We start from the raw sequence: 21340 nt of genomic DNA, 5'->3' as shown, positions 1-21340 counted from the left end.
GGGAGAAAATTGCCATGACAACTCAACGTAAGCCCTATGTGCGCACCATGACGCCCACCTGGTGGCAAAAGCTCGGCTTTTACCGTTTCTACATGCTGCGCGAAGGCACCTCGGTGCTGGCGGTCTGGTTCAGCATCGTGCTGCTCTACGGCGTGTTCGCGCTGAAGGGTGGCGCCGAGAGCTGGGCCAGCTTCGTCGGCTTCTTGCAGAACCCGCTGGTGCTGTTGATCAACGTCGTCGCCCTGCTGGCGGCGGCGCTGCACACCAAAACCTGGTTCGATTTGGCGCCGAAGGCCGCCAATATCGTGGTCAACAGCGAGAAAATGGGGCCAGGCCCCATCGTGAAAGGGCTGTGGGCCGTCACCATCGTCGTCAGCGTGGTCATCCTGGCCGTGGCCCTGATCTAATCCGGAGGAAACATGATAAATCAAGCACCTAAACGCTCCGACGAGCCGGTTTTCTGGGGATTGTTCGGCGCCGGCGGCATGTGGGGCGCGATCGTCGCACCGGCCATCGTGCTGCTGGTCGGTATTCTGCTGCCATTGGGGCTGTTCCCCGGTGAAGCACTGGGTTACGAGCGCGTGCTGGCGTTCTGCCAGAGCCTGATCGGCCGCCTGTTCCTGCTGCTGATGATCATTCTGCCACTGTGGTGCGGCCTGCACCGCATCCACCATGCGATGCACGATCTGAAGATCCACGTACCGGCCGGCAAATGGGTGTTCTACGGTCTGGCGGCGATCCTCAGCGTGGTCACCGTTATCGGCGTCGTCACCCTGTAAACCGCTCAGGCGGCCAACGCCCGTTGGCCGCCCTTTGCTCATCGGCTACACTGTCTACTCGCCCCCGGTAAACAGGAGTCACCGATGCGTTTATGGTCAAAGCTTAGCGTCATGCTTTCCGCCCTGCTCTCCGTCGCTTGCAGCGTCTCCCCGCCCAAAGACATCAAGGTCGTGACCCCTTTCGACAGTCAGCGTTATCTCGGCACCTGGTACGAAATCGCGCGTCTGGATCATCGTTTTGAACGCGGTTTGCAGCGGGTGACCGCCCACTACAGCCCACGCGCCGACGGCGGGCTGAAAGTCATCAATCGCGGCTTCAATCCGCAGAAACAGCAATGGCAAGAAAGCGAAGGCAAAGCCTACTTTATCGGTTCACCGCAGGTCGCGGCGCTGAAAGTGTCGTTCTTCGGCCCCTTCTATGGCGGCTATAACGTGATTGCCCTGGATCCGGAGTATCGCTACGCGCTGGTTTGCGGCCCTAACCGCGACTATCTGTGGATCCTGTCGCGCACCCCGACGCTTGACGCCGGCGTACGCGACAGCTTATTGCAGACGGCCAAAGGCTACGGTTTCGCCACCGATGCGCTGATCTGGGTGCAGCAGCCCGCCGATCAGTGACTGCTGAACTTCAGCCCGAGGATGCCGACCACGATCAGGCACAGGCTGATGATACGCGCGATATTGGTCGACTCGCCCAACAGCACCATGCCCATGATGGCCGCGCCCACCGCGCCGATGCCGGTCCACACCGCATAGGCGGTGCCGGCGGGCAGCGTTTTCATGGCGTTGGCCAACAGCAACATGCTGACCACCATCGCGGCGATGGTGATGATGCTCGGCGTCAGCCGGGTAAAACCGTGGGTGTATTTCAGACCGATAGCCCAAACCACTTCAAGCAAACCGGCGATAAGCAGAATAATCCAGGCCATGAGACGGCCTCCCTTCCACTGGGGTCGTCCCCGATATAATGACGCGTAAACGGGTCGTCCCGTTCAGCGGGGTGAAGAACGGCGGGTAACCTCACCCGCACTGCGGCAGGATAGCAGCAGCGTTAACGCTCAGGCAAGAGGAGGAAATGCGGCGGCCCTCCGCACGCGGAACGCCGCCGGGTGGAGAACGGATTATTCCGCGCTGCGCTGAATGGCCTTGCCGCCGGCCTGAATGTCCTCACCCACGCCGCGGGTGGTATTACAGGCGGTCAACGAGGTCAAAATCATCAAAGAGAAGATCGCGATAATACTTTTCTTCAGCATAAGAAAGTCCTTATTTGTCGTTGATGAAAAAGTACGGCTTTCTAAGCTTAGTCAAAATTGGCGCAGGGAGTGGAATCACCACCGGCTTTGTGGCGCAAATACATCGGGTTAAAGGGCGGGATCAGCTGGCCGTGCGCGAAATGGCGCCGCCGAGATGCTGCACGTCTTCGCCGAAACCGCGAAACGTATTGCAACCGCTAAGGGAGAAAAGGAACAACAGGGAGAGCACGGCCAACAACGTTTTCTTGAACATGCGGGTTTTCTGCCAACGAACGGGGATGGGATAAAACAGAGGAACCGCGGGGGGTTCCTCTGCTTTGAAACTTATTTAACGCGAGAGACGTATTCGCCAGAGCGAGTGTCAACTTTGATCACTTCGCCGATTTGGACGAACAACGGCACTTTAACCACGGCGCCGGTGCTCAGGGTAGCCGGCTTGCCGCCAGTCCCTGCGGTATCGCCTTTCAGGCCAGGATCGGTATCGGTGATTTCCGCTTCGATGAAGTTCGGCGGCTGAACGGCGATTGGACGGCCATCCCACAGGGTGATGATGCACTCTGCGTTATCCTGCAGCCATTTGGCCGCGTCGCCGACGGTTTTGCCGTCAACCTGATGCTGTTCGAAAGACTCAGGGTGCATGAAGTGGTAGAACTCACCGTCGCTGTACAGGTAGTTCATGTTGGTGTCCATCACGTCTGCGCCTTCGCAAGAATCGGTAGACTTGAAGGTTTTTTCCACGCGGGTGCCGGTCAGCAGACGACGCATTTTCACGCGTGCAAACGCCTGGCCTTTGCCCGGCTTAACGAACTCACTGGCTTCGACGGCGTAAGGTTCGCCCTCGAACATGATTTTAAGACCCGGACGGAAATCGTTGCTAGAATAAGTCGCCATGATGGCCCTCTGAATATTTGAACTGGTAGCTTAGCCAAAAAAATGGCACACATTATAACCCAAAGTACGGCACATAGAGAAGATTGGTTGCATCAACTCGCCGATGTTATTACCGATCCAGATGAATTACTGCAGCTTTTGTCACTGAATACGCACCCGGAACTGCCGCAGGGGCGCGATGCCCGCCGGCTGTTTGCCCTGCGCGTGCCGCGCGCCTTCGCTGCGCGCATGCGCCCCGGCGATGCCAACGACCCGCTGCTGCGCCAGGTGCTGACCGCCAGAGAGGAGTTCATCAACGCCCCAGGGTTCACCACCGATCCGCTCGATGAGCAGCGCAGCGTGGTGCCGGGCCTGCTGCACAAATACCGCAATCGCGCGCTGCTGCTGGTCAAGGGCGGCTGTGCGGTCAACTGCCGTTACTGCTTCCGCCGCCACTTCCCCTATCAGGATAATCAGGGCAACAAGAACAACTGGCGGCAGGCGCTGGATTATATCCGCCAACACCCGGAACTGGACGAGATCATTTTTTCCGGCGGCGATCCGTTGATGGCCAAAGACAGCGAGCTGGAGTGGCTGGTCGGCGAGCTGGAGGCCATCCCGCACCTGAAACGCCTGCGCATTCACACCCGTCTGCCGGTGGTGATCCCGGCGCGCATCACGCCGGCGCTGTGCCGCCTGCTGTCGGCCTCGCGCCTGCAGGTGCTGATGGTCACGCACATCAACCACGCCAACGAAATTGACCGCGATCTGCAAAGCGCCATGGCGCAGCTGCGTCTCGCCGGCGTCACGCTGCTCAACCAGAGCGTGCTGCTACGCGACGTCAACGACGATGCCGACACGCTGGCGGCGCTCAGCAACGCGCTGTTCGACGCCGGTATCCTGCCCTACTACATCCACGTGCTGGACAAGGTGCAGGGCGCGGCGCACTTCATGGTTAGCGACGATGAAGCGCGCGCCATCATGCAGGCGCTGCTGAGCAAGGTGTCCGGTTATCTGGTGCCGCGCCTGACGCGCGAAGTGGGCGGCGAACCGAGCAAAACGCCGATCGATCTGCGCCTGATGCAGGAGTGACGTGCGCCAAATGCCCCAACGAAAAGAGGAATGCCGTGGCATTCCTCTTTTTTTACCTCTTTGCGGCTGCGGCCTCAGCGCCTTACGGGCACTTGTAAACCTGGCCGACCATTTTGCTGTCCAGCGGTGCGAAGCTGGAGAGCAGGTTCTGGCTCGGGCTGTTGGCGCCGTAGATCACGTTGCCGCCCATGGCCGCCGCCTTGTTGCGCAGATCGTTGGCCGCCCCGCGCATGGAGCTGCCTTCACCGCCGTTGCCGGACAGCCAGTTGCTCTGGGTGCCGGTCACTTCCCCCAGCAGCTGGCATTCCGCCGCCGGCTTGCTGTCGGTGAACTTGATCTGCTGACCCGCAGCGGTCAGTTCATGAGTGGTGCTGCAACCCGCCAGCAGCATCGCTGCCGAGAGACCCAGTAAGGCTTTAATCCGCATCTTGTTCCCCATTCGATGTTGAGAATTACGCAAAAGCTTATCAGAAAGCGATGCCATCTCTTAAGCATCCGTTGCCACGCGAGCGGGCCAACGTCTTGAGCGACAGCTGATGACTTAACAGTTTACCAGCTAAATCGCCCCCGGCGGCAAAAATATCATCAAATACAGTGCGGCGGCGTTATGCCCAACCGGCAACGGCCGCCGATGCCTGCGCTTCGTCCTGACGCGTTTCCCCCTCCGCCAGTTGGAATACCGCCACCGCCTGCGCCAGCAGGGCCGCCTGCTCCTCCACGCCGACGGCGGTAGTCGCCACCTCCTCCACCAGCGCGGCGTTCTGCTGCGTCACCTGATCCATCTGGGTCACCGCCACTCCGACCTGCTCAATGCCCTTGCTTTGCTCTTCCGACGCGTACGAGATGTTGTCCATCAGCGACGTCACCTGGTTCACCGAGCCGACGATGGCATTCATCGTCTCGCCCGCCTGCTCGACCAGGCGCACGCCGACGGCGATATCGCCGGTTACGCCGTCGACCAAACTGCTGATCTCCTTGGCCGAGGTCGCGCAGCGCTGCGCCAGATTGCGCACCTCGCCGGCCACCACCGCAAAACCCCTGCCTTGTTCTCCGGCCCGCGCCGCCTCCACGGCGGCGTTCAGCGCCAGAATATTGGTCTGGAAGGCGATGCCGTCGATCACGCTGGTGATATCCCCCACCTGGCGCGCGCTGTCGTTAATAGCCCGCATCTTGTCGACCGCGTTGGCCATCAGCGTTTCGCCGTTGCGGGCAATGCCGGCGGTCTGATTGACCATGCCGGCGGCCTGGGTGGCGTTATCGGCGTTTTGCCGCACCGTAGCGGTGATCTGTTCCATGCTGGCGGCGGTTTCCGTCAGCGCGCTGGCCTGTTCTTCCGTGCGGCTGGAAAGATCGGCGTTGCCGACGGCGATCTCGTGCGTACCGTGATTGATCGACTCCACGCCGTCACGCACCTGCTGCACGGTGGCGCTCAGCTCCTGCTGCATCGTCCGCAGGCTGGCGAACAGCATGCCGATCTCATTGCTGTTGCGTACCGCGATCTCGCTGCGCAGATCGCCGCGCCCAACCTTTTGCAAGTGTTCGGCAATCTGGCGCAGCGGCAGGATCAAGCGCCGGCGGAAATCACGTTGCACGGCGACCAGCAGCAGCAGGATCGCCGCCAGGGTGCCACTCAGCAGGCGTGCAAAGACTTTTTGTGTCTGCACCGCCGCCTCCACCGCCAGACGATGAGCGGCCACCGTGGCCCGCATGTAGTCGGCAAACTGGCTATCCAGCCGCTGGCGCACCTGGCGCTTCTCAGCGGCCATGGCGTGCAGCCGCTCGATCAGCGCCGCCTGCGGCGTGTCGGCCAACAGCGTCAGCTCTTGCTTCAGCACCGCCTGCTGCGCCAGATAGACCGTTTTCATCGCCTCGCCCAGATCCGGGCGCGATACCGTCAGGCCCGGCGTCTCCCAAAACAGGTTGAACGCAACGTCGGCGCTGCGCAGCTCGTTACGCGCCTCAGTGATGCCCTTACGGATATCGGCGGCGTCCGTCTGCGCCATGCGCTCGAACGCCATGTTGTCGATCAGCGTCTGCGTTTGCAGCAAAGCACGCCAACTGCGGTTCAGCGCCGCTTCCTCGTCGGAGAAAGTGCTCATCCTGCCGATGCTGTTGCCGTTTTGCTGCATGAAATAGAAGGCGATGGCGCCGGTTCCCATGGGCATCAAGCCCAACAGCAACAGCATCAACATCAGCCAGGTGGCTATTTTCATATTTTTCAGCATAAGTCGTCTCCGTTGACAGTCACACCGGCGAGGGAAAATTCCCCGCCCGGTAGGGGCTATATCGGTACGAAACGACAACGGTTTAGGGTAAAAGCAAAATAATGCAATAATTCATTCAATAAACTAATAACAAGCTAAACAAACATTCTTTTTATTGATTTTTAAGATAAAAAAAACCCCGATCGTTTGACCGGGGTTCTCAGCACACCAGCGTGTGGGGGATGATTACATCATGCCGCCCATACCGCCCATGCCGCCCATGCCGCCTGCTGCGCCCAGATCCGGTGCGTCAGCCTTCGGCAGGTCGGTGACCATGCATTCGGTGGTGATCATCAGGCCAGCCACGGAAGCCGCGTACTGCAGAGCAGAACGGGTCACTTTGGTTGGATCCAGAATACCCATCGCGATCATGTCGCCGTATTCTTCGGAGTAAGCGTTGTAGCCGTAGCTGCCTTCGCCCGCTTTCACCTGGTTGGCGATAACGGAAGCTTCTTCACCGGCGTTCACCACGATCTGACGCAGAGGGGCTTCCATTGCGCGCAGCGCAACTTTGATACCCACGTTCTGGTCTTCGTTGTCGCCTTTCAGCGCGGCGATTTTGCCTGCAACGCGGATCAGCGCTACGCCACCGCCGGCAACCACGCCTTCTTCCACTGCGGCGCGGGTCGCGTGCAGGGCGTCTTCAACGCGGGCTTTCTTCTCTTTCATTTCAACTTCAGTCGCTGCGCCAACCTTGATAACGGCAACGCCGCCGGCCAGTTTCGCTACGCGCTCCTGCAGTTTTTCACGATCGTAGTCAGAGGTCGCTTCTTCGATCTGCTGACGGATCTGAGCAACGCGGCCCTGGATGGTCGCTTCGTCGCCCACGCCATCGATGATGATGGTGGTGTCTTTGTTGATCACAACGCGTTTTGCCTGGCCCAGGTCTTCCAGGGTGGCTTTTTCCAGCTCCAGACCGATCTCTTCAGAGATAACGGTACCGGCAGTCAGGGTCGCGATATCCTGCAGCATGGCTTTACGGCGGTCGCCGAAGCCAGGCGCCTTAACGGCAGCCACTTTCACGATGCCGCGCATGGTGTTGACCACCAGGGTCGCCAGCGCTTCGCCTTCTACGTCTTCAGCGATGATCAGCAGCGGTTTGCCTGCTTTGGCAACGGCTTCCAGCACCGGCAGCATTTCGCGGATGTTGGAGATCTTTTTGTCAGCCAGCAGGATGAACGGGCTTTCCAGCTCAACAGAACCGGTTTCCGGCTTGTTGATGAAGTATGGGGACAGGTAACCGCGGTCGAACTGCATACCTTCAACCACGTCCAGCTCGTCTTGCAGGCCGGTGCCTTCTTCAACGGTGATAACGCCTTCTTTGCCCACTTTCTCCATCGCTTCCGCGATCAGTTTACCCACGGTTTCGTCGGAGTTGGCGGAGATGGTGCCTACCTGAGCGATAGCTTTGGAATCAGAGCAAGGTACGGACAGTTTCTTCAGTTCTTCAACCGCGGCGACAACCGCTTTGTCGATGCCGCGCTTCAGATCCATCGGGTTCATGCCTGCAGCAACCGCTTTCAGGCCTTCGGTGATGATGGATTGAGCCAGTACGGTTGCAGTGGTGGTGCCGTCGCCCGCCGCGTCGTTCGCTTTGGAGGCCACTTCTTTCACCATCTGTGCGCCCATGTTCTCGAACTTGTCTTCCAGTTCGATTTCACGCGCAACGGAAACGCCGTCTTTGGTGATGGTCGGAGCGCCAAAAGATTTATCCAGCACTACGTTGCGGCCTTTCGGGCCCAGGGTCACTTTTACTGCATCAGCGAGAACATTCACGCCGCGGAGCATTTTCACGCGAGCGTCATTGCCGAATTTTACGTCTTTAGCTGCCATTGGTATTTCCCTTCAACTCGTTCAGTTCAGAAGATAAAGCGCAATTACGCTTCAACAATTGCCAGAATGTCGCTTTCGGACATGATCAACACTTCTTCATTGTCGATCTTCTCTGCTTTCACGCCGTAGCCGTCGTTGAAAATCACGATATCGCCAACTTTCACATCCAGCGGTTGGATGTTGCCGTTTTCCAGCACACGCCCTTTACCCACTGCAACCACTTCACCGCGAGTGGATTTACCCGCCGCAGAGCCAGTCAGGACGATGCCGCCAGCAGATTTTGATTCAACTTCTTTGCGCTTGACGATAACGCGGTCATGCAATGGACGAATACTCATTGAACGCTCTCCTGTAAGAAGGTCTCTATCAGATTTAGGGTTGTACACCGGATGGTTGTTATTACCGGCCTCGTGGCATTTGAGATGGGGGCGTTCCAGCCCCCTTCAAGGGGGCTAACGAAAAAAATTTCGCATTTTTGGCCGCGCGGGTGCTACAGAGAGAAAAAACGCGGCCTGAGCCGCGTTTGCTTAACGATCGTGAGGCTTGCGCTCCTCGTCCGGGCGGTGCTCCAGCACCGAGCGTTCGTCGTCCTTGCGCTGGAATTCGCCGTCGAAGGTGTTGCCATTAGCGGCGTCACCGCCCGTCCAACCGCCGGGGCGATAAACCGACAGATGCGGCATCAGCTTCAACGTCAACGATTTTTGCACCGGCGGCAGCAGCAGCAGCAGGCCGAGGAAGTCGGTGAAGAAACCCGGGATCAGCAGCAGGAAGCCTGCCAGCACCAGCGAAACGCTTTTCACCATTTCCGCCGCCGGGCTTTCGCCGGCCGCCAGTTTTTGCTGCATCTGCACGAAGGTTTTCATGCCCTGATTGCGCACCAGCGAAATGCCGACGCAGGAGCTGAACACCACCAGCAGCAGGGTGACAGCCACGCCGAGCACGGCGGCGACTTTGATAAAGATGGATATTTCTATGTAAGCCAGCAGAAATATCAGCAGTAGCGGTAACCAGCGCACCTGGTTCTCCTATCGGTAGGTAAAGCGCGGCCGCCACGGGCGACGGCGCGAAAAAAGAGGCCGTAAACGGCCGACACCATTACAATGAGGGCATCCCCCCACCATTTCAACCGAGAGCCGGTTTTTATTGCTAAAGTTCACAAACGTGAAAGAAGTCACAGAACCGGAAAAGGGCATATCCTTAAACACCATAAGGTGATCTGGATTCAGTCATTTCTTACCAACCAGCATATGATCTGGGCAGCAACGGGCGATTTGGTTAATCGTTTCACGCCCCAAGCCTTCGGCAACATTAATTTAGGCTGTGCCCTTATTAGCCTTGACCTGACACATTATTAATTCGGCAGCAACACATAGAGAAGGTTCTCATGTCAAACAACATTCGTATCGAAGAAGACCTGTTAGGAACACGTGAAGTCCCCGCAGACGCTTACTACGGAGTCCACACTCTGCGTGCGATTGAAAACTTCTACATCAGCAACAGCAAAATCAGCGATGTCCCCGAGTTCGTTCGCGGCATGGTGATGGTGAAAAAGGCCGCGGCGATGGCCAACAAAGAACTCAAAACCATCCCGCGCAAAATCGCCGACGTGATCATCCAGGCCTGCGACGAGGTACTGGATAAAGGCAAGTGCATGGATCAGTTCCCGGTGGACGTGTTCCAGGGCGGCGCAGGCACCTCGCTGAACATGAACACCAACGAAGTGCTGGCGAACATCGGCCTGGAACTGATGGGCCACCAAAAAGGCGAATACCAGTACCTGAACCCGAACGATCACCTCAATAAGTGCCAGTCCACCAACGACGCCTACCCGACCGGGTTCCGCATCGCGGTGTACGCCTCCAACCAGAAGCTGATCGACGCCATCAACCAGCTGCGCGAAGGCTTCGACCGCAAGGCGAAAGAGTTCGAAACCATCCTGAAAATGGGCCGCACCCAGCTGCAGGACGCGGTACCGATGACCCTCGGCCAGGAGTTCCACGCCTTCAGCGTGCTGCTGAACGAAGAGACCCGCAACCTGCACCGCACTGCGGAGCTGCTGCTGGAAGTGAACCTGGGCGCCACCGCCATCGGCACCGCGCTCAACACCCCGGAAGGCTACCAGCCGCTGGCGGTGCAAAAACTGGCGGAAGTCAGCGGCCTGCCGGTGGTGCCGGCGGAAGACCTGATCGAGGCCACCTCCGACTGCGGCGCCTACGTGATGGTGCACAGCGCGCTCAAACGCCTGGCGGTGAAACTGTCCAAAATCTGCAACGACCTGCGCCTGCTCTCCTCCGGCCCGCGCGCCGGCCTGAACGAAATCAACCTGCCTGAGCTGCAGGCGGGGTCGTCCATCATGCCGGCCAAAGTGAACCCGGTAGTGCCGGAAGTGGTCAATCAGGTGTGTTTCAAGGTGATTGGCAACGACACTTGCGTTACCATGGCGGCCGAAGCGGGCCAGCTGCAGCTGAACGTGATGGAGCCGGTGATCGGCCAGGCGATGTTCGAGTCGATCCACATCCTGACCAACGCCTGCTACAACCTGCTGGAAAAATGCATTAACGGCATCACCGCGAATAAAGAAGTCTGCGAACACTACGTCTTCAACTCGATCGGTATCGTCACCTATCTGAACCCGTTCATCGGCCACCATAACGGTGACATCGTCGGGAAGATCTGTGCCGAAACCGGCAAGAGCGTGCGTGAAGTGGTGCTGGAACGCGGCCTGCTGACCGAAGCCGAGCTGGATGACATCTTCTCCGTGGAGAACCTGATGCACCCGGCCTATAAAGCCAAACGCTATACGGATGAAAATGAACAATAACAGACCTACCCGGTAGCCCTGAAAGGCACGCTAAATCCTCTGGATAGCGTGCCTTTTTACTTTCCGGCGCCCACAAAATTTTAACGTTTGATTTTCAATTTCTCTCATTTTAAGGAGTAAACACTATGCTAGCCTTGGAATTGGTTATCGTTCTGCTGGCCATCTTTTTAGGGGCCAGGTTGGGCGGTATCGGTATCGGGTTCGCGGGGGGATTGGGCGTTCTGGTCCTGGCGCTGATCGGCGTCAAGCCGGGCAGCATTCCCTTCGACGTGATTTCCATCATCATGGCGGTGATCGCGGCGATCTCCGCCATGCAGGTCGCCGGGGGGATGGATTACCTGGTGCAGCAGACCGAAAAGCTGCTGCGCAAGAACCCCAAGCACATCACCATTCTCGCCCCTATCGTCACCTACTTCCTGACCATCTTCGCCGGCACCGGCAACATCTCGCTCTCGGCGCTGCCGGTGATCGCCGAAGTGGCGAAAGAACAGGGCATCAAGCCTTGCCGGCCGCTGTCCACCGCCGTGGTGTCCGCCCAGATCGCCATCACCGCCTCGCCGATCTCCGCCGCGGTGGTATACATGTCTTCGGTGATGGAAGGCCACGGCGTCAGCTACCTGCACCTGCTGATGGTGGTGATCCCGTCCACCTTCTGCGCCGTGCTGGTGATGTCGCTGCTGGTGACCTGGCTGTTCGACTCCAAGCTGTCTAACGACCCGGTGTACCTGAAACGCCTGGAAGAAGGCCTGATCACCCTGCGCGGCAACAACGCGCTGGAGATCAAACCGCGCGCCAAAGCCTCGGTGCTGCTGTTCCTGCTGGGCGTGCTGTGCGTAGTGGCTTACGCCATCATCAACAGCCCGGGCCTTGGCCTGGTGGCCAAGCCGCTGATGAACACCACCAACGCCATCCTGATCATCATGCTGAGCGTCGCCACGCTGACCACCCTGCTGTGCCGCGTCGACACCGACATGGTACTGAACTCCAGCACCTTCAAGGCGGGCATGAGCGCCTGTATCTGTATCCTCGGCGTCGCCTGGCTGGGCGATACCTTCGTGCAGGCCAACATCGACTGGATCAAAGAGACGGCCGGCAGCGTCATTCAGGCGCACCCGTGGCTGCTGGCGGTGATCTTCTTCTTCTGCTCGGCGCTGCTGTACTCGCAGGCCGCTACCGCCAAGGCGCTGATGCCGATGGCGCTGGCGCTGAACGTGTCGCCGCTGACCGCCGTCGCCTCCTTCGCCGCCGTCTCCGGCCTGTTCATCCTGCCGACCTACCCGACGCTGGTCGCCGCGGTGCAGATGGACGATACCGGCACCACGCGCATCGGCCGCTTCGTGTTCAACCATCCGTTCTTCATTCCCGGCACCATGGGCGTGATCTTCGCCGTGGTATTCGGCTTCCTGCTCGGCAGCATCATGCTGTAACGCTCCGACCGGGGCTGCGGCCCCGGTTTTCCTTCTGGCGATAAACTCGCCTTCTAGCCAATCCGCCTTCAGGGTATAGTGCCCATTCGAACCGATGAGAGGGCTGAAGATGTCTGATTGCGAAGCTGTCGTCATACTCTGTACCGCACCCGATGAAGCCAGCGCCCAGGAACTGGCGGCGCGGGTCTTGGGCGATAAGCTGGCGGCCTGCGCCACGCTGCTGCCCGGCGCCACCTCGCTGTATTACTGGGAAGGGAAACTGGAACAGGAATACGAAGTGCAGATGCTGTTCAAAAGCGATCGCCGCCGTCAGCAGGCCCTGCTCGACACCCTGAAACAACATCACCCTTACCAGACGCCCGAGCTGCTGGTGCTGCCGGTGATGGCCGGAGATAAAGACTACCTGTTATGGATCAACGCTTCCTTAAACTGATTTTGCTGCTGTGCAGCCTGTTCTTCCTGCCGCAGGCGGCGCAGGCTTCGCTGTTCGCGCCGAAGGGCGGCAGCCAGTTCGTGCCTGTCGATCAGGCCTTCGCCTTCGATTTCAAACAGCAAGGCAGCCAGGTGACGCTGAACTGGCAGATCCGCCCCGGCTACTACCTGTATCGCCAGCAGATCAAACTGGTGCCGCAGCAAGCGACGCTGGGCGCCTTTACCCTGCCCGAAGGGCTGAGCCACAAGGACGAGTTCTTCGGCGAAGTGGCGATTTTCAAACAGCAGCTGAATCTGCAGGTGCCGCTGCAACAGGCGGCGGCCAACGCCAGCCTCAGCGTCACCTATCAGGGCTGCGCCGAGGCCGGCTTCTGCTATCCGCCGGAAACCCGCATCATCCCGCTGGATGCCGTCAGCGCCGGCGATGTCGCCCCGCTCCCGGCGGCTGCCCCTGCGCCAACCGAACAGCCCGCTACGCCGGCCAGCCTGCCGTTCTCGCCGCTGTGGGCGCTGCTGATCGGCATCGGCATCGCCTTCACCCCGTGCGTGCTGCCGATGTACCCGCTGATCTCCGGCATCATCCTCGGCCGCGACCGGCCGCAAAGCAGCGGCCGCATTCTGGCGCTGGCGGTGGTTTACGTGCAGGGCATGGCGCTCACCTACACCCTGCTGGGGCTGGTGGTGGCCGCCGCCGGCCTGCAGTTCCAGGCGGCGCTGCAGCACCCTTACGTGCTGATCGGCCTGTCGGTGCTGTTTATCGCACTGGCGCTGTCGATGTTCGGCCTCTATTCCCTGCAGCTGCCCTCGGCGCTGCAAACCCGGCTGGCGAACTGGAGCAATACCCAGCGCGGCGGCTCGCTGACCGGCGTGTTCCTGATGGGCGCCCTGGCCGGGCTGATTTGCTCGCCCTGCACCACCGCGCCGCTCAGCGCCATCCTGCTGTATATCGCCCAGAGCGGTAACCTGTGGGCCGGCGGCGGCACGCTGTACCTGTACGCGCTGGGGATGGGCATTCCGCTGGTGATCGTCACCCTGTTCGGCAACCGCCTGCTGCCGCGCAGCGGCCCGTGGATGCAGTACGTGAAAGAGGCCTTCGGCTTCGTCATCCTGGCGCTGCCGGTGTTCCTGCTGGAGCGAGTGATCGGCGATCTGTGGGGCCTGCGTCTGTGGAGCCTGCTCGGCCTGGCGTTCTTCGGCTGGGCCTTCGCTCTGAGCCTGAGAAGCGCGCGCGGCTGGGCGCGCGCCCTGCAACTGCTGCTGTTGGCGGCGGCGGTGATCGCCGCGCGGCCGCTGCAGGATTGGGCCTTCGGCGCCGATCAGGCGCAGCAGGCGGCTCAACAACACCTGGCCTTTGCCCGCATCAACAACGTCGAGCAGCTCGATCTGGCGCTGCAACAGGCGCGCGGCAAGCCGGTGATGCTGGATCTGTACGCCGACTGGTGCGTGGCCTGTAAAGAGTTCGAGAAATACACCTTCAGCGATGCGGCGGTGCAGGCGAGCCTGGCCAACGCGGTGCTGCTGCAGGCGGACGTCACCGCCAACGGCGCGGAACAGGCGGCGCTGCTGAAGCATTTGCAGGTACTGGGGTTACCCACGATCCTGTTCTTCGATCCGGCGGGCCAGGAGCTGACGGCCGAGCGGGTCACCGGTTTTATGAAGGCAGAAGCCTTCAACGCGCATTTGCAGAAAGTGATGCGATAACTGACACTGAAGATCGGAAGCGAATGGGAGGAAGCACAAGTGCAACGTGAACACGTCCTTGATACCGCGCTGGGCCTGTTGGAACAACAGGGCCTGGCGACCGCCACATTAGAGATGCTGGCGGAAAAACTCGACGTTCAGCCCGGCGATCTCAAACGGTTCTGGCCGGATCGCGAAGCGCTGCTGTACGACTGCCTGCGCTACCACGGCCAACAGATCGACACCTGGCGCCGCCAGCTGCTGCTGGATGAAAACCTGAGCCCGCAGCAAAAACTGCTGGCGCGCTATGACGTGCTGGCGGAATACGTGCAGCACGACCGCTATCCCGGCTGCCTGTTTATCGCCGCCTGCAGCTTTTTCCCGGAAACGGATCATCCGATCCACCAGCTGGCGGAGCAGCAAAAGCTGACCTCGCTGGAGCTGACCCGCGAACTGCTGCGCGAAATGGACGCCGACGACGCCGACATGGTGGCCCAGCAAATGGAATTGATTCAGGAAGGCTGCCTGAGCAAACTGCTGGTAAAACGCCAGCTCCAGGACGTATCGGTCGCCAAACGGCTGGCGGAAGACATCTTGCAGGTGGCGCAGTGCCGCCGCAACGGGGCGCTAAGCTAGGCGAGCCGCGCTTGCGGCGCCGCCAGCCCAAGGAGATAGCCTGAACAGGCGCAATTTTTGCGCCCTTTGCCTGAAAAGCCAGCAACCGGACGCGTTTTAACGCCTTTCATGCATAAAGCCGTTGACGGCCATCGGCCAATACGGTTTAATGCTGCCCGTTGCCCGGATAGCTCAGTCGGTAGAGCAGGGGATTGAAAATCCCCGTGTCCTTGGTTCGATTCCGAGTCCGGGCACCATATTTAGAGAACCCAGCCTATGGCTGGGTTTTTGCTTTTCAGGGACAGGACTCTCCATCGAACTGCGTTCGATTATTCGGCCAAGGGCCTCACCCTGCGGGCCAGCGCTGAAGCGCTGTTCAACGCGGCGCCGATAATTTCCCTTGCGCGACATGTGGCTGCTTTCAACAGCCAAAATACGCATGTCTTTTTAGAAAAGGCTATCGATGGTCAGCAGCGCCTTGAGTTTGCTGGCATTCACGTCACCGCACGTTGCTGAAACGAAGTGCTGCAACTGCCATTTCTGCGTTGTAATAGCTTGCTTCACAATGGGCTTAACCCAAGGAGCATAAACACGAATGGCCCTTTTCCCTTCTTTGCCCTTAACTGACATGACCCCTTTTTTCGCCAGCACATGTCTGTTGAATATAAAGAATCCTCTATGAGTATGGTCAAAAACGCTCACCAATACGAACTCGATGCCATCGTCAAAATCGATGGGCATAATCTCATCCTGCACATGCGGTCTTTTCCATATAGTCACAAACTGGCCGAGTTTAGTTGGGGTCGTGTTGGCGACGCGGAATAATGCTCGCTTGCCTTCCACTTCAAGCTGACAGGCGCCATACTCGCCGCTCTCAGCTTCTCGTTGAGGTTCCGATATGCGGATTCCGCCAGGCAATAACACATCGTTTATTATATCAGAAAGTTGAACCGGAATTCTCCCTTGCGCCGGATCGGCAAACCAAGCTCCCTCAACGTCTTTATTACTTCCTAACATACTCTATTTCCTTCTTTCTTATCAGTGACTCTTTCATTAACAATATTATATTGTCATGCTTGATCAGGAAGACTCGCGCAGAATATAAATCTGCTCGTAACACTACCACAAGAGCATGCAACCTCACTGTCCTTTTCAAATCATTCCCCTCCCCCCGATATCAACCGGCCTCCTTGCGGTCAATCTCCGTAGAATTATATAGGCAATACAGTCCATTACCTCCAAGACCTCTTTCTCTTGGATATCCCAATGCGTTATTTACATAGTCGATATCATCGACTCTGAGACTTCTGGCGATATGACTATGGCCATAAACATGCATATCTGGCTGAAGAATAGAAATCTGCTCCGACAGTTTTTCAGAACCTAACACCGGGAAGAGATATTTAAACGCCTCGGGAACAAAATTTGGCAACAGTTTTGCGGACGGCAAGAAATGCGAAAAAGAAATGACAACATCATTTTTCGTATTGAGTCGCGGGATGTTTTTATCAAGGAAAAAATCCGTCGTGTGCCGTAAATCCCAATTATCGGGCCACTTGCACGCATAGAAATCCATCCAACTGCTGAGCAATTTATCCGTAGGTGATGCAAAGGAAAAATCATACCAACTGAATAAAGGCACGATTGATACGCCGGCATGGTGGTAGACATCCATGGAAACGCCACACCGCTCAGCGAGCAGGCAAATCTGCTCAAATTTTTCAATCGATGTAAGAATGCGATCGCGCACAACCCACAGCTCATGATTGCCCGGCACAAAGAGCACCTTTTTGAAACGGCAGGCCAGATAGGTAAAGCACTGTTCAAGCCTGCTCAATTCATCGCTCACATCACCAGCCACAATCAACACATCTTCAGTATAGTCAGCATCAAATGCATTAAAGAGCCACTCGGCATTGCCATCAAAGTCGATATGAAGATCCGAGATTGCGTAAACTTTCATATATCCCCTTTTAAAAGACCCTCGCCAACATGCATCCATTTCCTGGAGAGGGTCATTTCACGGCTACTGCTCGCTCTGCATAATCAGCTGATTCAACTTTTGCGCCAATGCCGTCGTTAACGGCGGATACACATGCTGTCCGGTGTGCCGATATTCCATCGCCCCTTCATAGCCGCGTTTGAAATGCGGCGCTTCGGCGAGAAAGACCGGCATATCGTTATCGCCGACAATCTGCAACATAGGTAGCTGCAATCCGCCCACCTTATTGAATAACCCATCACGTTCGTGAATCGGTGAACGCCAGGGTGACATCGCAATGAAGAATTTAATGCCCTTCAACCCCAAGTCTTCGCCTAGATGCTGGAGATGCAACGCTACAGACGCTACTGCAGCACCTTCACAAAATCCTGCAATACCCTCAAAAGGGCCGTAATTTTGCGTCAGCTCTCTAACGTAAGTCAGCGTTGAGCGCCATATGTCTCGATCTTGCGCGGATATCTCTTGAGGCGCCGTCCCATGGAACTCTTCCCACAGTCTTTCGAACCCCGCCTTCCACTCTCTGTATTTCCCTTGCGTGTCGTATACCCCGCTCTCGACAAGCTGTGTTAAGCCAATTTGCTGCAGCTGAATTTCATTAGTAAACGCCGGCATTTCATAAGGCGCATCCGGGATGACGAATTCAAGATCCGTACGAGCACTCCAGCCCGTGCGTTCAAGCAGCGATTTCGCTAACCGGGCATTCGTTCCCTGACCTGACAGGAACAACACCCGGCGACGTCGAGGGACATAGACGGACATGGCCCCGAATCGCTTATGGATATAGCGCTTCTCTACCGGCATAGCCGGATTGCGGCGGTGCAATATCGACATTGCGGGCTCCAGCAATTGCCAAAGCGCCGTCATCTCGCCCTCTGAAGCGCCCAGCAGCTGAGCATAATTTCGCCATTCATTTTCGCGTTCAACCTGGAAGCGGTCGAAGGGATACAGCTCGGCGGTACGAGCGGCCACTGTTTTTTTGGCTGGCTCAATGAAATCCCATAGCTCCATAAAAATGCGTTCCGCATTCGTGGTTTTTTGGGACTCCGTCATGATGCGTGATAGGGAGTTGGTGAATGCCGACGGATTCTCTCGGAAATGAATATAGGCGCGGGCAAACGCTTGTACGAAGAATGCATAGCTGGAGCAAAGCAGCGTTCGCACTTTCCTTGGCACCTGAGCCCCGTCATTGTAAGTGAAGAGGTTGGGATCGCCGTTGATCCAAAGCCCTTTCACCGCCATGTCTTGGCCAAATATGCCCGGCAATAAAGTGGTGTCCGTATCCGACCCCAAACACTTCAGGAAAACATCCGCTTTAATCTCTTGCCCCTTCCGGGTCAGGGCCCCATTGTCGGTCATCCTGGCGACCTCATCCTCGACGATGGTGAGTTTACCCAGCATCTGGGCGAGGAAGAACAGATCGGATCCCGGCGGAACCGTGGTTTGGTCGAGCAACAGATCACCGCTTTTGTCGCGGCTGATCGACGGTAACGTTTCTATATCGATACCGCATGCCTGATAAAAGGGACGCATGATCTCGACGACGTCGGCAACCGGCATAACGCCGTTGTTGGCGTTGAGCAGCCAATTGCAAAACGTTGACAGGACGAGATTGCGACGGCGGCATAACAATGTGACGTGCTTAGCGCCGTTTTCCAGGGCTGTACGCATATTTTCTATAGCGAATGCGCCGTGCCCAACAATCACCACAGAAGCCCCGTTAAAGACCGTGACCGCGGTATCGTTGCTGATCCCCTGCCCAACGTGCCCGAGGAAACGCTCTTCGTCCGGGAAACGATGCTGCACCGGGCGATGCAACCCCCCTGTCATCGCCGCGACCCCAGACACCAGCATGCTGTGCGACTTCCCATCTTTCAGATAAGTGACGAGGTATTCGTTCTCGCTTTTCTTTTCAACCTGCCGCACTTCACAGCCGAAAATAACGTCCCCTTTCAATGTTTCTGCGATCGTCTCCGCCCCTTCGAGGATCTCGGCCCGGCCAGGAAATCCTTTACTCCACCGATGATCGCCGATTAACGGCAGATGGTTGCTGTCGAAGTCATACGCAGGGGAGTCTATTTGCAGCTTCGAATCATCATTCGCCAGGCTTTTCCACACCCCGCCGGCCCAGTCGTTTTTCTCGAGAACCACGACGGACAGGCCATTTTTCTCCAGCTGCCGCGCAAAGCCCAACCCGCCGACGCCGGCGCCAATGACCAATACCGGCAATGACGGCGTCGCGCGTTCCGGCTGCGCGTTAGACAAGGCTGCGCCGATGGCCGGTTGTTCAGCCATGACATAGCGCACCATGGCGTTGATATCGGGATTTTCAAGCGCGAAAGTCGCAGGAAGCCCCATTTTCAAAGAGGACGCTATCCGGTTGCGCAAAGACATGCTGCCCAAAGAGTCCAGACCATTCTCCAGCAAAGCGACATCGTCATCGACCGATTCCCCGACCGTTTCCCAAACGGCCTCGCGTATCATCTGACGAACGTCCTGGACGCCCTCCGCCGGAGCAGCGCTCGGGCGCGGTTTCAATCCTTCAATCAGCGGGCTTGTGAGTTTGACGCGCGCCCATGTTATCGGCGAGACAAGGAAAGTGCCGGCGCTGTCCGACGATAAAAGCTTGTCGAGCATTTCACAGCCCAGCGTATTGCTGATGGCGCCAAAACCGGCGCTTTCTGCGCGGCGTACCGCATCATGGCGCACCGCCATGCCATTTTCAGACCAGGCTCCCCACTGAATCGAAAGTGCTTTTTCTCCAGCCTGAGCCCACTGTTCCGCTAAAGCGTCCAGGCCGCTATTCGCCGCCGCATAGCTCGCTTGACCAACGGAACCGAACGCCGCGGCGGCAGAGGAATACAGCACCATAAAATCGCCGGGCACCAGGATGTCATGCAGATGTTGCGCGCCATTCACTTTCACAGCCCGCGCATTGTCCAGCATTGACGGTGTCTGCTTAAGCAAAGTGCCATCGGTCAACAGACCCGCGATATGAATCACGCCAGAGATCGCCGGCCAACCCTGCGCATTCAGCCAGGCGGGGATCGCCTCCACTTGCCGACGATCCGCCACATCGCATGCCAGGCTGGCGACCGCGACGTTTTCCCCCAACGTCGGTAAATCCGCCGGGGAATAAGCGGTTCGCGACAGCAGCAGTACATGCGCCGCCCCCTGTTTCGCCAAATAGCCGGCGACGACTTGCCCCAACGCCCCCATCCCGCCGCTGATGACATAGGTGGCGTCCGCCCGAATTCCCGCGCTGTCGCACTTCTGCGTTTGGTAGCGTTGGAGCCGCGGCGACTGCATGCCGCCTGACTCAGTAAGGCGGCATTCTTCCTCGATATCCTCACGAAGACACAGTGACAGCGCCAGCGCCACTTGTTCCGGCAGGCACTCGATATACCGCAGCACGCGTTCCGGTTGTTCTTGCCGCGCCGTGCGCACCAACCCGCTTAACCCCGCATCACCCAGTGCGCCGGTTCGCTTCAACAGAACTAAACGCGGAACAGGTTTTGCCTGCAACACGGCTAACGCCTGCGCGACATCCTCCTCTTCCCCTTCGCTCAATACCGCCACGGTCTGCCACGCTTGTTCATCGAGCACGGCGCCTACCGCCTCGGCCCCAACGGCAACCATACCGATCCACCCCTCCGGCAAGTTCAGCGGCACCGTATGACGCGACAACAGCAAGTGGGGCCCGATGTTCACCTCTCCCATTTCAGGCAGGGCCTGCTCAACCCAGATCGTTGTGTAAAGCGGGTCAGGCACCTTTCCCATCGGCGTATCGATGTGCGTCGCAGGTTTCACTTCCGACTTAGCCCAAGCTAATGGCTTATGTTTAAATAAAGGCGATCGTTTACTCACAAGTAACTCCCTGTATTAATTTAAATAAAACTCATCTTTAGAGGTGACCCACTGCGTTCGCACATCGGGCGCGATACGCTTCGCCATGTTGATCAACGTCGCACCCGGTCCGATTTCAAACACGCCGTCCGGCGTGCCGCCTTGCCCCAGCAACGTTTGCACCGCCTGCAGGAAGCGCACCGGCTGAGTGATTTGCTCACTCCAGTACTCCGCCGTCTGCAGCCCTCCCGCCGCCGCTTCCCCCGTCAGCGTGGAAATAAACCGCACCCCATCCGTCGGTGCGCGCAATGCCACCGTACTCACCACGTCGCCAAACGCCGCCGCTGCCGCTGCCATCATCGGCGAATGGAAAGCGTGCGAAACCGCCAACGGCGTGTGTTCATGCGCATAATGCCGCTGCACGAACGC

The 21340-nt window shown here is 58.1% G+C and carries 21 protein-coding genes, 1 tRNA gene and 1 pseudogene; 10 read left to right on the top strand and 13 right to left on the bottom strand.

Annotated features, from left to right (window positions below):
* Positions 1-14 precede the first annotated feature (14 nt).
* The 3 genes from frdC to blc all read left to right on the top strand — a co-directional run bounded on the left by frdC (position 15) and on the right by blc (position 1397).
* Positions 15-407 carry a fumarate reductase subunit FrdC gene (gene frdC / locus ACJ8IM_RS08825; RefSeq protein WP_033654886.1) on the top strand — a complete coding sequence of 131 codons (393 nt, stop codon included), beginning with the start codon at positions 15-17 and terminating at the stop codon, positions 405-407.
* Positions 408-419: 12 nt separating this feature from the next.
* Complete coding sequence (frdD, locus tag ACJ8IM_RS08820; protein WP_004929672.1) at positions 420-779, top strand: fumarate reductase subunit FrdD; 360 nt, start codon at positions 420-422, stop codon at positions 777-779.
* Between the two features lie 84 nt (positions 780-863).
* Positions 864-1397 (top strand): outer membrane lipoprotein Blc, encoded by a 534-nt coding sequence (gene blc, locus ACJ8IM_RS08815; protein ID WP_033654885.1) that lies wholly within the window; start codon positions 864-866, stop codon positions 1395-1397.
* On the opposite strand, the gene sugE is transcribed toward blc, so the two are convergent.
* The 4 genes from sugE to efp all read right to left on the bottom strand — a co-directional run bounded on the left by sugE (position 1391) and on the right by efp (position 2923).
* The gene (gene sugE / locus ACJ8IM_RS08810; protein WP_004929669.1) at positions 1391-1708 is read right to left on the bottom strand and encodes a quaternary ammonium compound efflux SMR transporter SugE; all 318 of its coding nucleotides are present in this window, start codon (positions 1706-1708) and stop codon (positions 1391-1393) included. The genes blc and sugE overlap by 7 nt on opposite strands.
* Positions 1709-1900: 192 nt before the next feature.
* A complete protein-coding gene (locus ACJ8IM_RS08805) occupies positions 1901-2032 on the bottom strand; it encodes an entericidin A/B family lipoprotein (RefSeq protein WP_033636766.1) in 132 nt (43 codons plus the stop codon).
* 121 nt (positions 2033-2153) lie between these two features.
* Complete coding sequence (locus ACJ8IM_RS08800; protein ID WP_019453400.1) at positions 2154-2285, bottom strand: entericidin A/B family lipoprotein; 132 nt, start codon at positions 2283-2285, stop codon at positions 2154-2156.
* 71 nt (positions 2286-2356) lie between these two features.
* Positions 2357-2923 (bottom strand): elongation factor P, encoded by a 567-nt coding sequence (gene efp, locus ACJ8IM_RS08795; protein ID WP_004929666.1) that lies wholly within the window; start codon positions 2921-2923, stop codon positions 2357-2359.
* 42 nt (positions 2924-2965) lie between these two features.
* Here efp and epmB point away from each other — a divergent pair, with 42 nt between their 5' ends.
* Positions 2966-3994, top strand: coding sequence for an EF-P beta-lysylation protein EpmB (epmB, locus tag ACJ8IM_RS08790; RefSeq protein WP_033636765.1), 1029 nt, complete (start codon positions 2966-2968; stop codon positions 3992-3994).
* An 82-nt stretch (positions 3995-4076) separates the two neighbouring features.
* Here epmB and ACJ8IM_RS08785 read toward each other — a convergent pair whose 3' ends face one another.
* The 5 genes from ACJ8IM_RS08785 to ACJ8IM_RS08765 all read right to left on the bottom strand — a co-directional run bounded on the left by ACJ8IM_RS08785 (position 4077) and on the right by ACJ8IM_RS08765 (position 9107).
* Positions 4077-4421 (bottom strand): DUF4156 domain-containing protein, encoded by a 345-nt coding sequence (locus ACJ8IM_RS08785; RefSeq protein WP_025305007.1) that lies wholly within the window; start codon positions 4419-4421, stop codon positions 4077-4079.
* A 178-nt stretch (positions 4422-4599) separates the two neighbouring features.
* Entirely contained in the window at positions 4600-6219 is a 1620-nt protein-coding gene (locus ACJ8IM_RS08780) for a methyl-accepting chemotaxis protein (RefSeq protein ID WP_033654884.1), read from the bottom strand.
* A 225-nt stretch (positions 6220-6444) separates the two neighbouring features.
* The gene (gene groL, locus ACJ8IM_RS08775) at positions 6445-8091 is read right to left on the bottom strand and encodes a chaperonin GroEL (protein WP_004929662.1); all 1647 of its coding nucleotides are present in this window, start codon (positions 8089-8091) and stop codon (positions 6445-6447) included.
* A gap of 44 nt (positions 8092-8135) precedes the next feature.
* Positions 8136-8429 (bottom strand): co-chaperone GroES, encoded by a 294-nt coding sequence (locus tag ACJ8IM_RS08770; RefSeq protein WP_004929661.1) that lies wholly within the window; start codon positions 8427-8429, stop codon positions 8136-8138.
* A gap of 189 nt (positions 8430-8618) precedes the next feature.
* Positions 8619-9107 carry an FxsA family protein gene (locus ACJ8IM_RS08765; protein ID WP_033654883.1) on the bottom strand — a complete coding sequence of 163 codons (489 nt, stop codon included), beginning with the start codon at positions 9105-9107 and terminating at the stop codon, positions 8619-8621.
* 368 nt (positions 9108-9475) lie between these two features.
* Here ACJ8IM_RS08765 and aspA point away from each other — a divergent pair, with 368 nt between their 5' ends.
* The 6 genes from aspA to ACJ8IM_RS08735 all read left to right on the top strand — a co-directional run bounded on the left by aspA (position 9476) and on the right by ACJ8IM_RS08735 (position 15323).
* Positions 9476-10912 (top strand): aspartate ammonia-lyase, encoded by a 1437-nt coding sequence (gene aspA, locus ACJ8IM_RS08760; protein ID WP_004929659.1) that lies wholly within the window; start codon positions 9476-9478, stop codon positions 10910-10912.
* 125 nt (positions 10913-11037) lie between these two features.
* Entirely contained in the window at positions 11038-12339 is a 1302-nt protein-coding gene (locus ACJ8IM_RS08755) for an anaerobic C4-dicarboxylate transporter (protein ID WP_033654882.1), read from the top strand.
* Positions 12340-12448: 109 nt separating this feature from the next.
* Positions 12449-12772, top strand: a complete 324-nt coding sequence (gene cutA / locus ACJ8IM_RS08750; RefSeq protein WP_004929657.1) for a divalent cation tolerance protein CutA — start codon at positions 12449-12451, stop codon at positions 12770-12772.
* Positions 12748-14472, top strand: coding sequence for a protein-disulfide reductase DsbD (locus tag ACJ8IM_RS08745; protein ID WP_033654881.1), 1725 nt, complete (start codon positions 12748-12750; stop codon positions 14470-14472). Before cutA ends, ACJ8IM_RS08745 begins: the two co-directional genes overlap by 25 nt.
* Positions 14473-14511: 39 nt before the next feature.
* On the top strand, positions 14512-15087 hold the full coding sequence (dicD, locus tag ACJ8IM_RS08740; RefSeq protein ID WP_033636761.1) for a division control transcriptional repressor DicD: 576 nt from the start codon (positions 14512-14514) through the stop codon (positions 15085-15087).
* Between the two features lie 160 nt (positions 15088-15247).
* A tRNA-Phe gene (locus tag ACJ8IM_RS08735) sits at positions 15248-15323 on the top strand.
* A gap of 190 nt (positions 15324-15513) precedes the next feature.
* On the opposite strand, the gene ACJ8IM_RS08730 is transcribed toward ACJ8IM_RS08735, so the two are convergent.
* The 4 genes and pseudogenes from ACJ8IM_RS08730 to ACJ8IM_RS08715 all read right to left on the bottom strand — a co-directional run.
* Complete coding sequence (locus ACJ8IM_RS08730; protein ID WP_060422772.1) at positions 15514-16083, bottom strand: MepB family protein; 570 nt, start codon at positions 16081-16083, stop codon at positions 15514-15516.
* 160 nt (positions 16084-16243) lie between these two features.
* The gene (locus ACJ8IM_RS08725; RefSeq protein ID WP_060422775.1) at positions 16244-17029 is read right to left on the bottom strand and encodes a metallophosphoesterase family protein; all 786 of its coding nucleotides are present in this window, start codon (positions 17027-17029) and stop codon (positions 16244-16246) included.
* A 63-nt stretch (positions 17030-17092) separates the two neighbouring features.
* Entirely contained in the window at positions 17093-20932 is a 3840-nt protein-coding gene (locus ACJ8IM_RS08720; RefSeq protein WP_144335922.1) for an SDR family NAD(P)-dependent oxidoreductase, read from the bottom strand.
* Positions 20933-20947: 15 nt separating this feature from the next.
* Positions 20948-21340 (bottom strand): annotated as a pseudogene (locus ACJ8IM_RS08715) (hypothetical protein); the annotation flags it as partial.

It is taken from the genome of Serratia sp. CY33525 (genome assembly GCF_052169115.1).
Lineage (GTDB): Bacteria > Pseudomonadota > Gammaproteobacteria > Enterobacterales > Enterobacteriaceae > Serratia > Serratia sarumanii.
Note: the sequence above shows the minus strand (reverse complement) of the source record. Positions and strands in the feature narration are given on the sequence as shown.

What these genes read in the sequence shown, in the direction of transcription:
- frdC (WP_033654886.1), top strand. Translation starts at nt 15, where the DNA reads ATGACAACTCAACGTAAGCCCTATGTGCGCACCATGACGCCCACCTGG.
- frdD (WP_004929672.1), top strand. Translation starts at nt 420, where the DNA reads ATGATAAATCAAGCACCTAAACGCTCCGACGAGCCGGTTTTCTGGGGA.
- blc (WP_033654885.1), top strand. Translation starts at nt 864, where the DNA reads ATGCGTTTATGGTCAAAGCTTAGCGTCATGCTTTCCGCCCTGCTCTCC.
- sugE (WP_004929669.1), bottom strand. Translation starts at nt 1,708, where the DNA reads ATGGCCTGGATTATTCTGCTTATCGCCGGTTTGCTTGAAGTGGTTTGG.
- ACJ8IM_RS08805 (WP_033636766.1), bottom strand. Translation starts at nt 2,032, where the DNA reads ATGCTGAAGAAAAGTATTATCGCGATCTTCTCTTTGATGATTTTGACC.
- ACJ8IM_RS08800 (WP_019453400.1), bottom strand. Translation starts at nt 2,285, where the DNA reads ATGTTCAAGAAAACGTTGTTGGCCGTGCTCTCCCTGTTGTTCCTTTTC.
- efp (WP_004929666.1), bottom strand. Translation starts at nt 2,923, where the DNA reads ATGGCGACTTATTCTAGCAACGATTTCCGTCCGGGTCTTAAAATCATG.
- epmB (WP_033636765.1), top strand. Translation starts at nt 2,966, where the DNA reads ATGGCACACATTATAACCCAAAGTACGGCACATAGAGAAGATTGGTTG.
- ACJ8IM_RS08785 (WP_025305007.1), bottom strand. Translation starts at nt 4,421, where the DNA reads ATGCGGATTAAAGCCTTACTGGGTCTCTCGGCAGCGATGCTGCTGGCG.
- ACJ8IM_RS08780 (WP_033654884.1), bottom strand. Translation starts at nt 6,219, where the DNA reads ATGCTGAAAAATATGAAAATAGCCACCTGGCTGATGTTGATGCTGTTG.
- groL (WP_004929662.1), bottom strand. Translation starts at nt 8,091, where the DNA reads ATGGCAGCTAAAGACGTAAAATTCGGCAATGACGCTCGCGTGAAAATG.
- ACJ8IM_RS08770 (WP_004929661.1), bottom strand. Translation starts at nt 8,429, where the DNA reads ATGAGTATTCGTCCATTGCATGACCGCGTTATCGTCAAGCGCAAAGAA.
- aspA (WP_004929659.1), top strand. Translation starts at nt 9,476, where the DNA reads ATGTCAAACAACATTCGTATCGAAGAAGACCTGTTAGGAACACGTGAA.
- ACJ8IM_RS08755 (WP_033654882.1), top strand. Translation starts at nt 11,038, where the DNA reads ATGCTAGCCTTGGAATTGGTTATCGTTCTGCTGGCCATCTTTTTAGGG.
- cutA (WP_004929657.1), top strand. Translation starts at nt 12,449, where the DNA reads ATGTCTGATTGCGAAGCTGTCGTCATACTCTGTACCGCACCCGATGAA.
- ACJ8IM_RS08745 (WP_033654881.1), top strand. Translation starts at nt 12,748, where the DNA reads ATGGATCAACGCTTCCTTAAACTGATTTTGCTGCTGTGCAGCCTGTTC.
- ACJ8IM_RS08730 (WP_060422772.1), bottom strand. Translation starts at nt 16,083, where the DNA reads ATGTTAGGAAGTAATAAAGACGTTGAGGGAGCTTGGTTTGCCGATCCG.
- ACJ8IM_RS08725 (WP_060422775.1), bottom strand. Translation starts at nt 17,029, where the DNA reads ATGAAAGTTTACGCAATCTCGGATCTTCATATCGACTTTGATGGCAAT.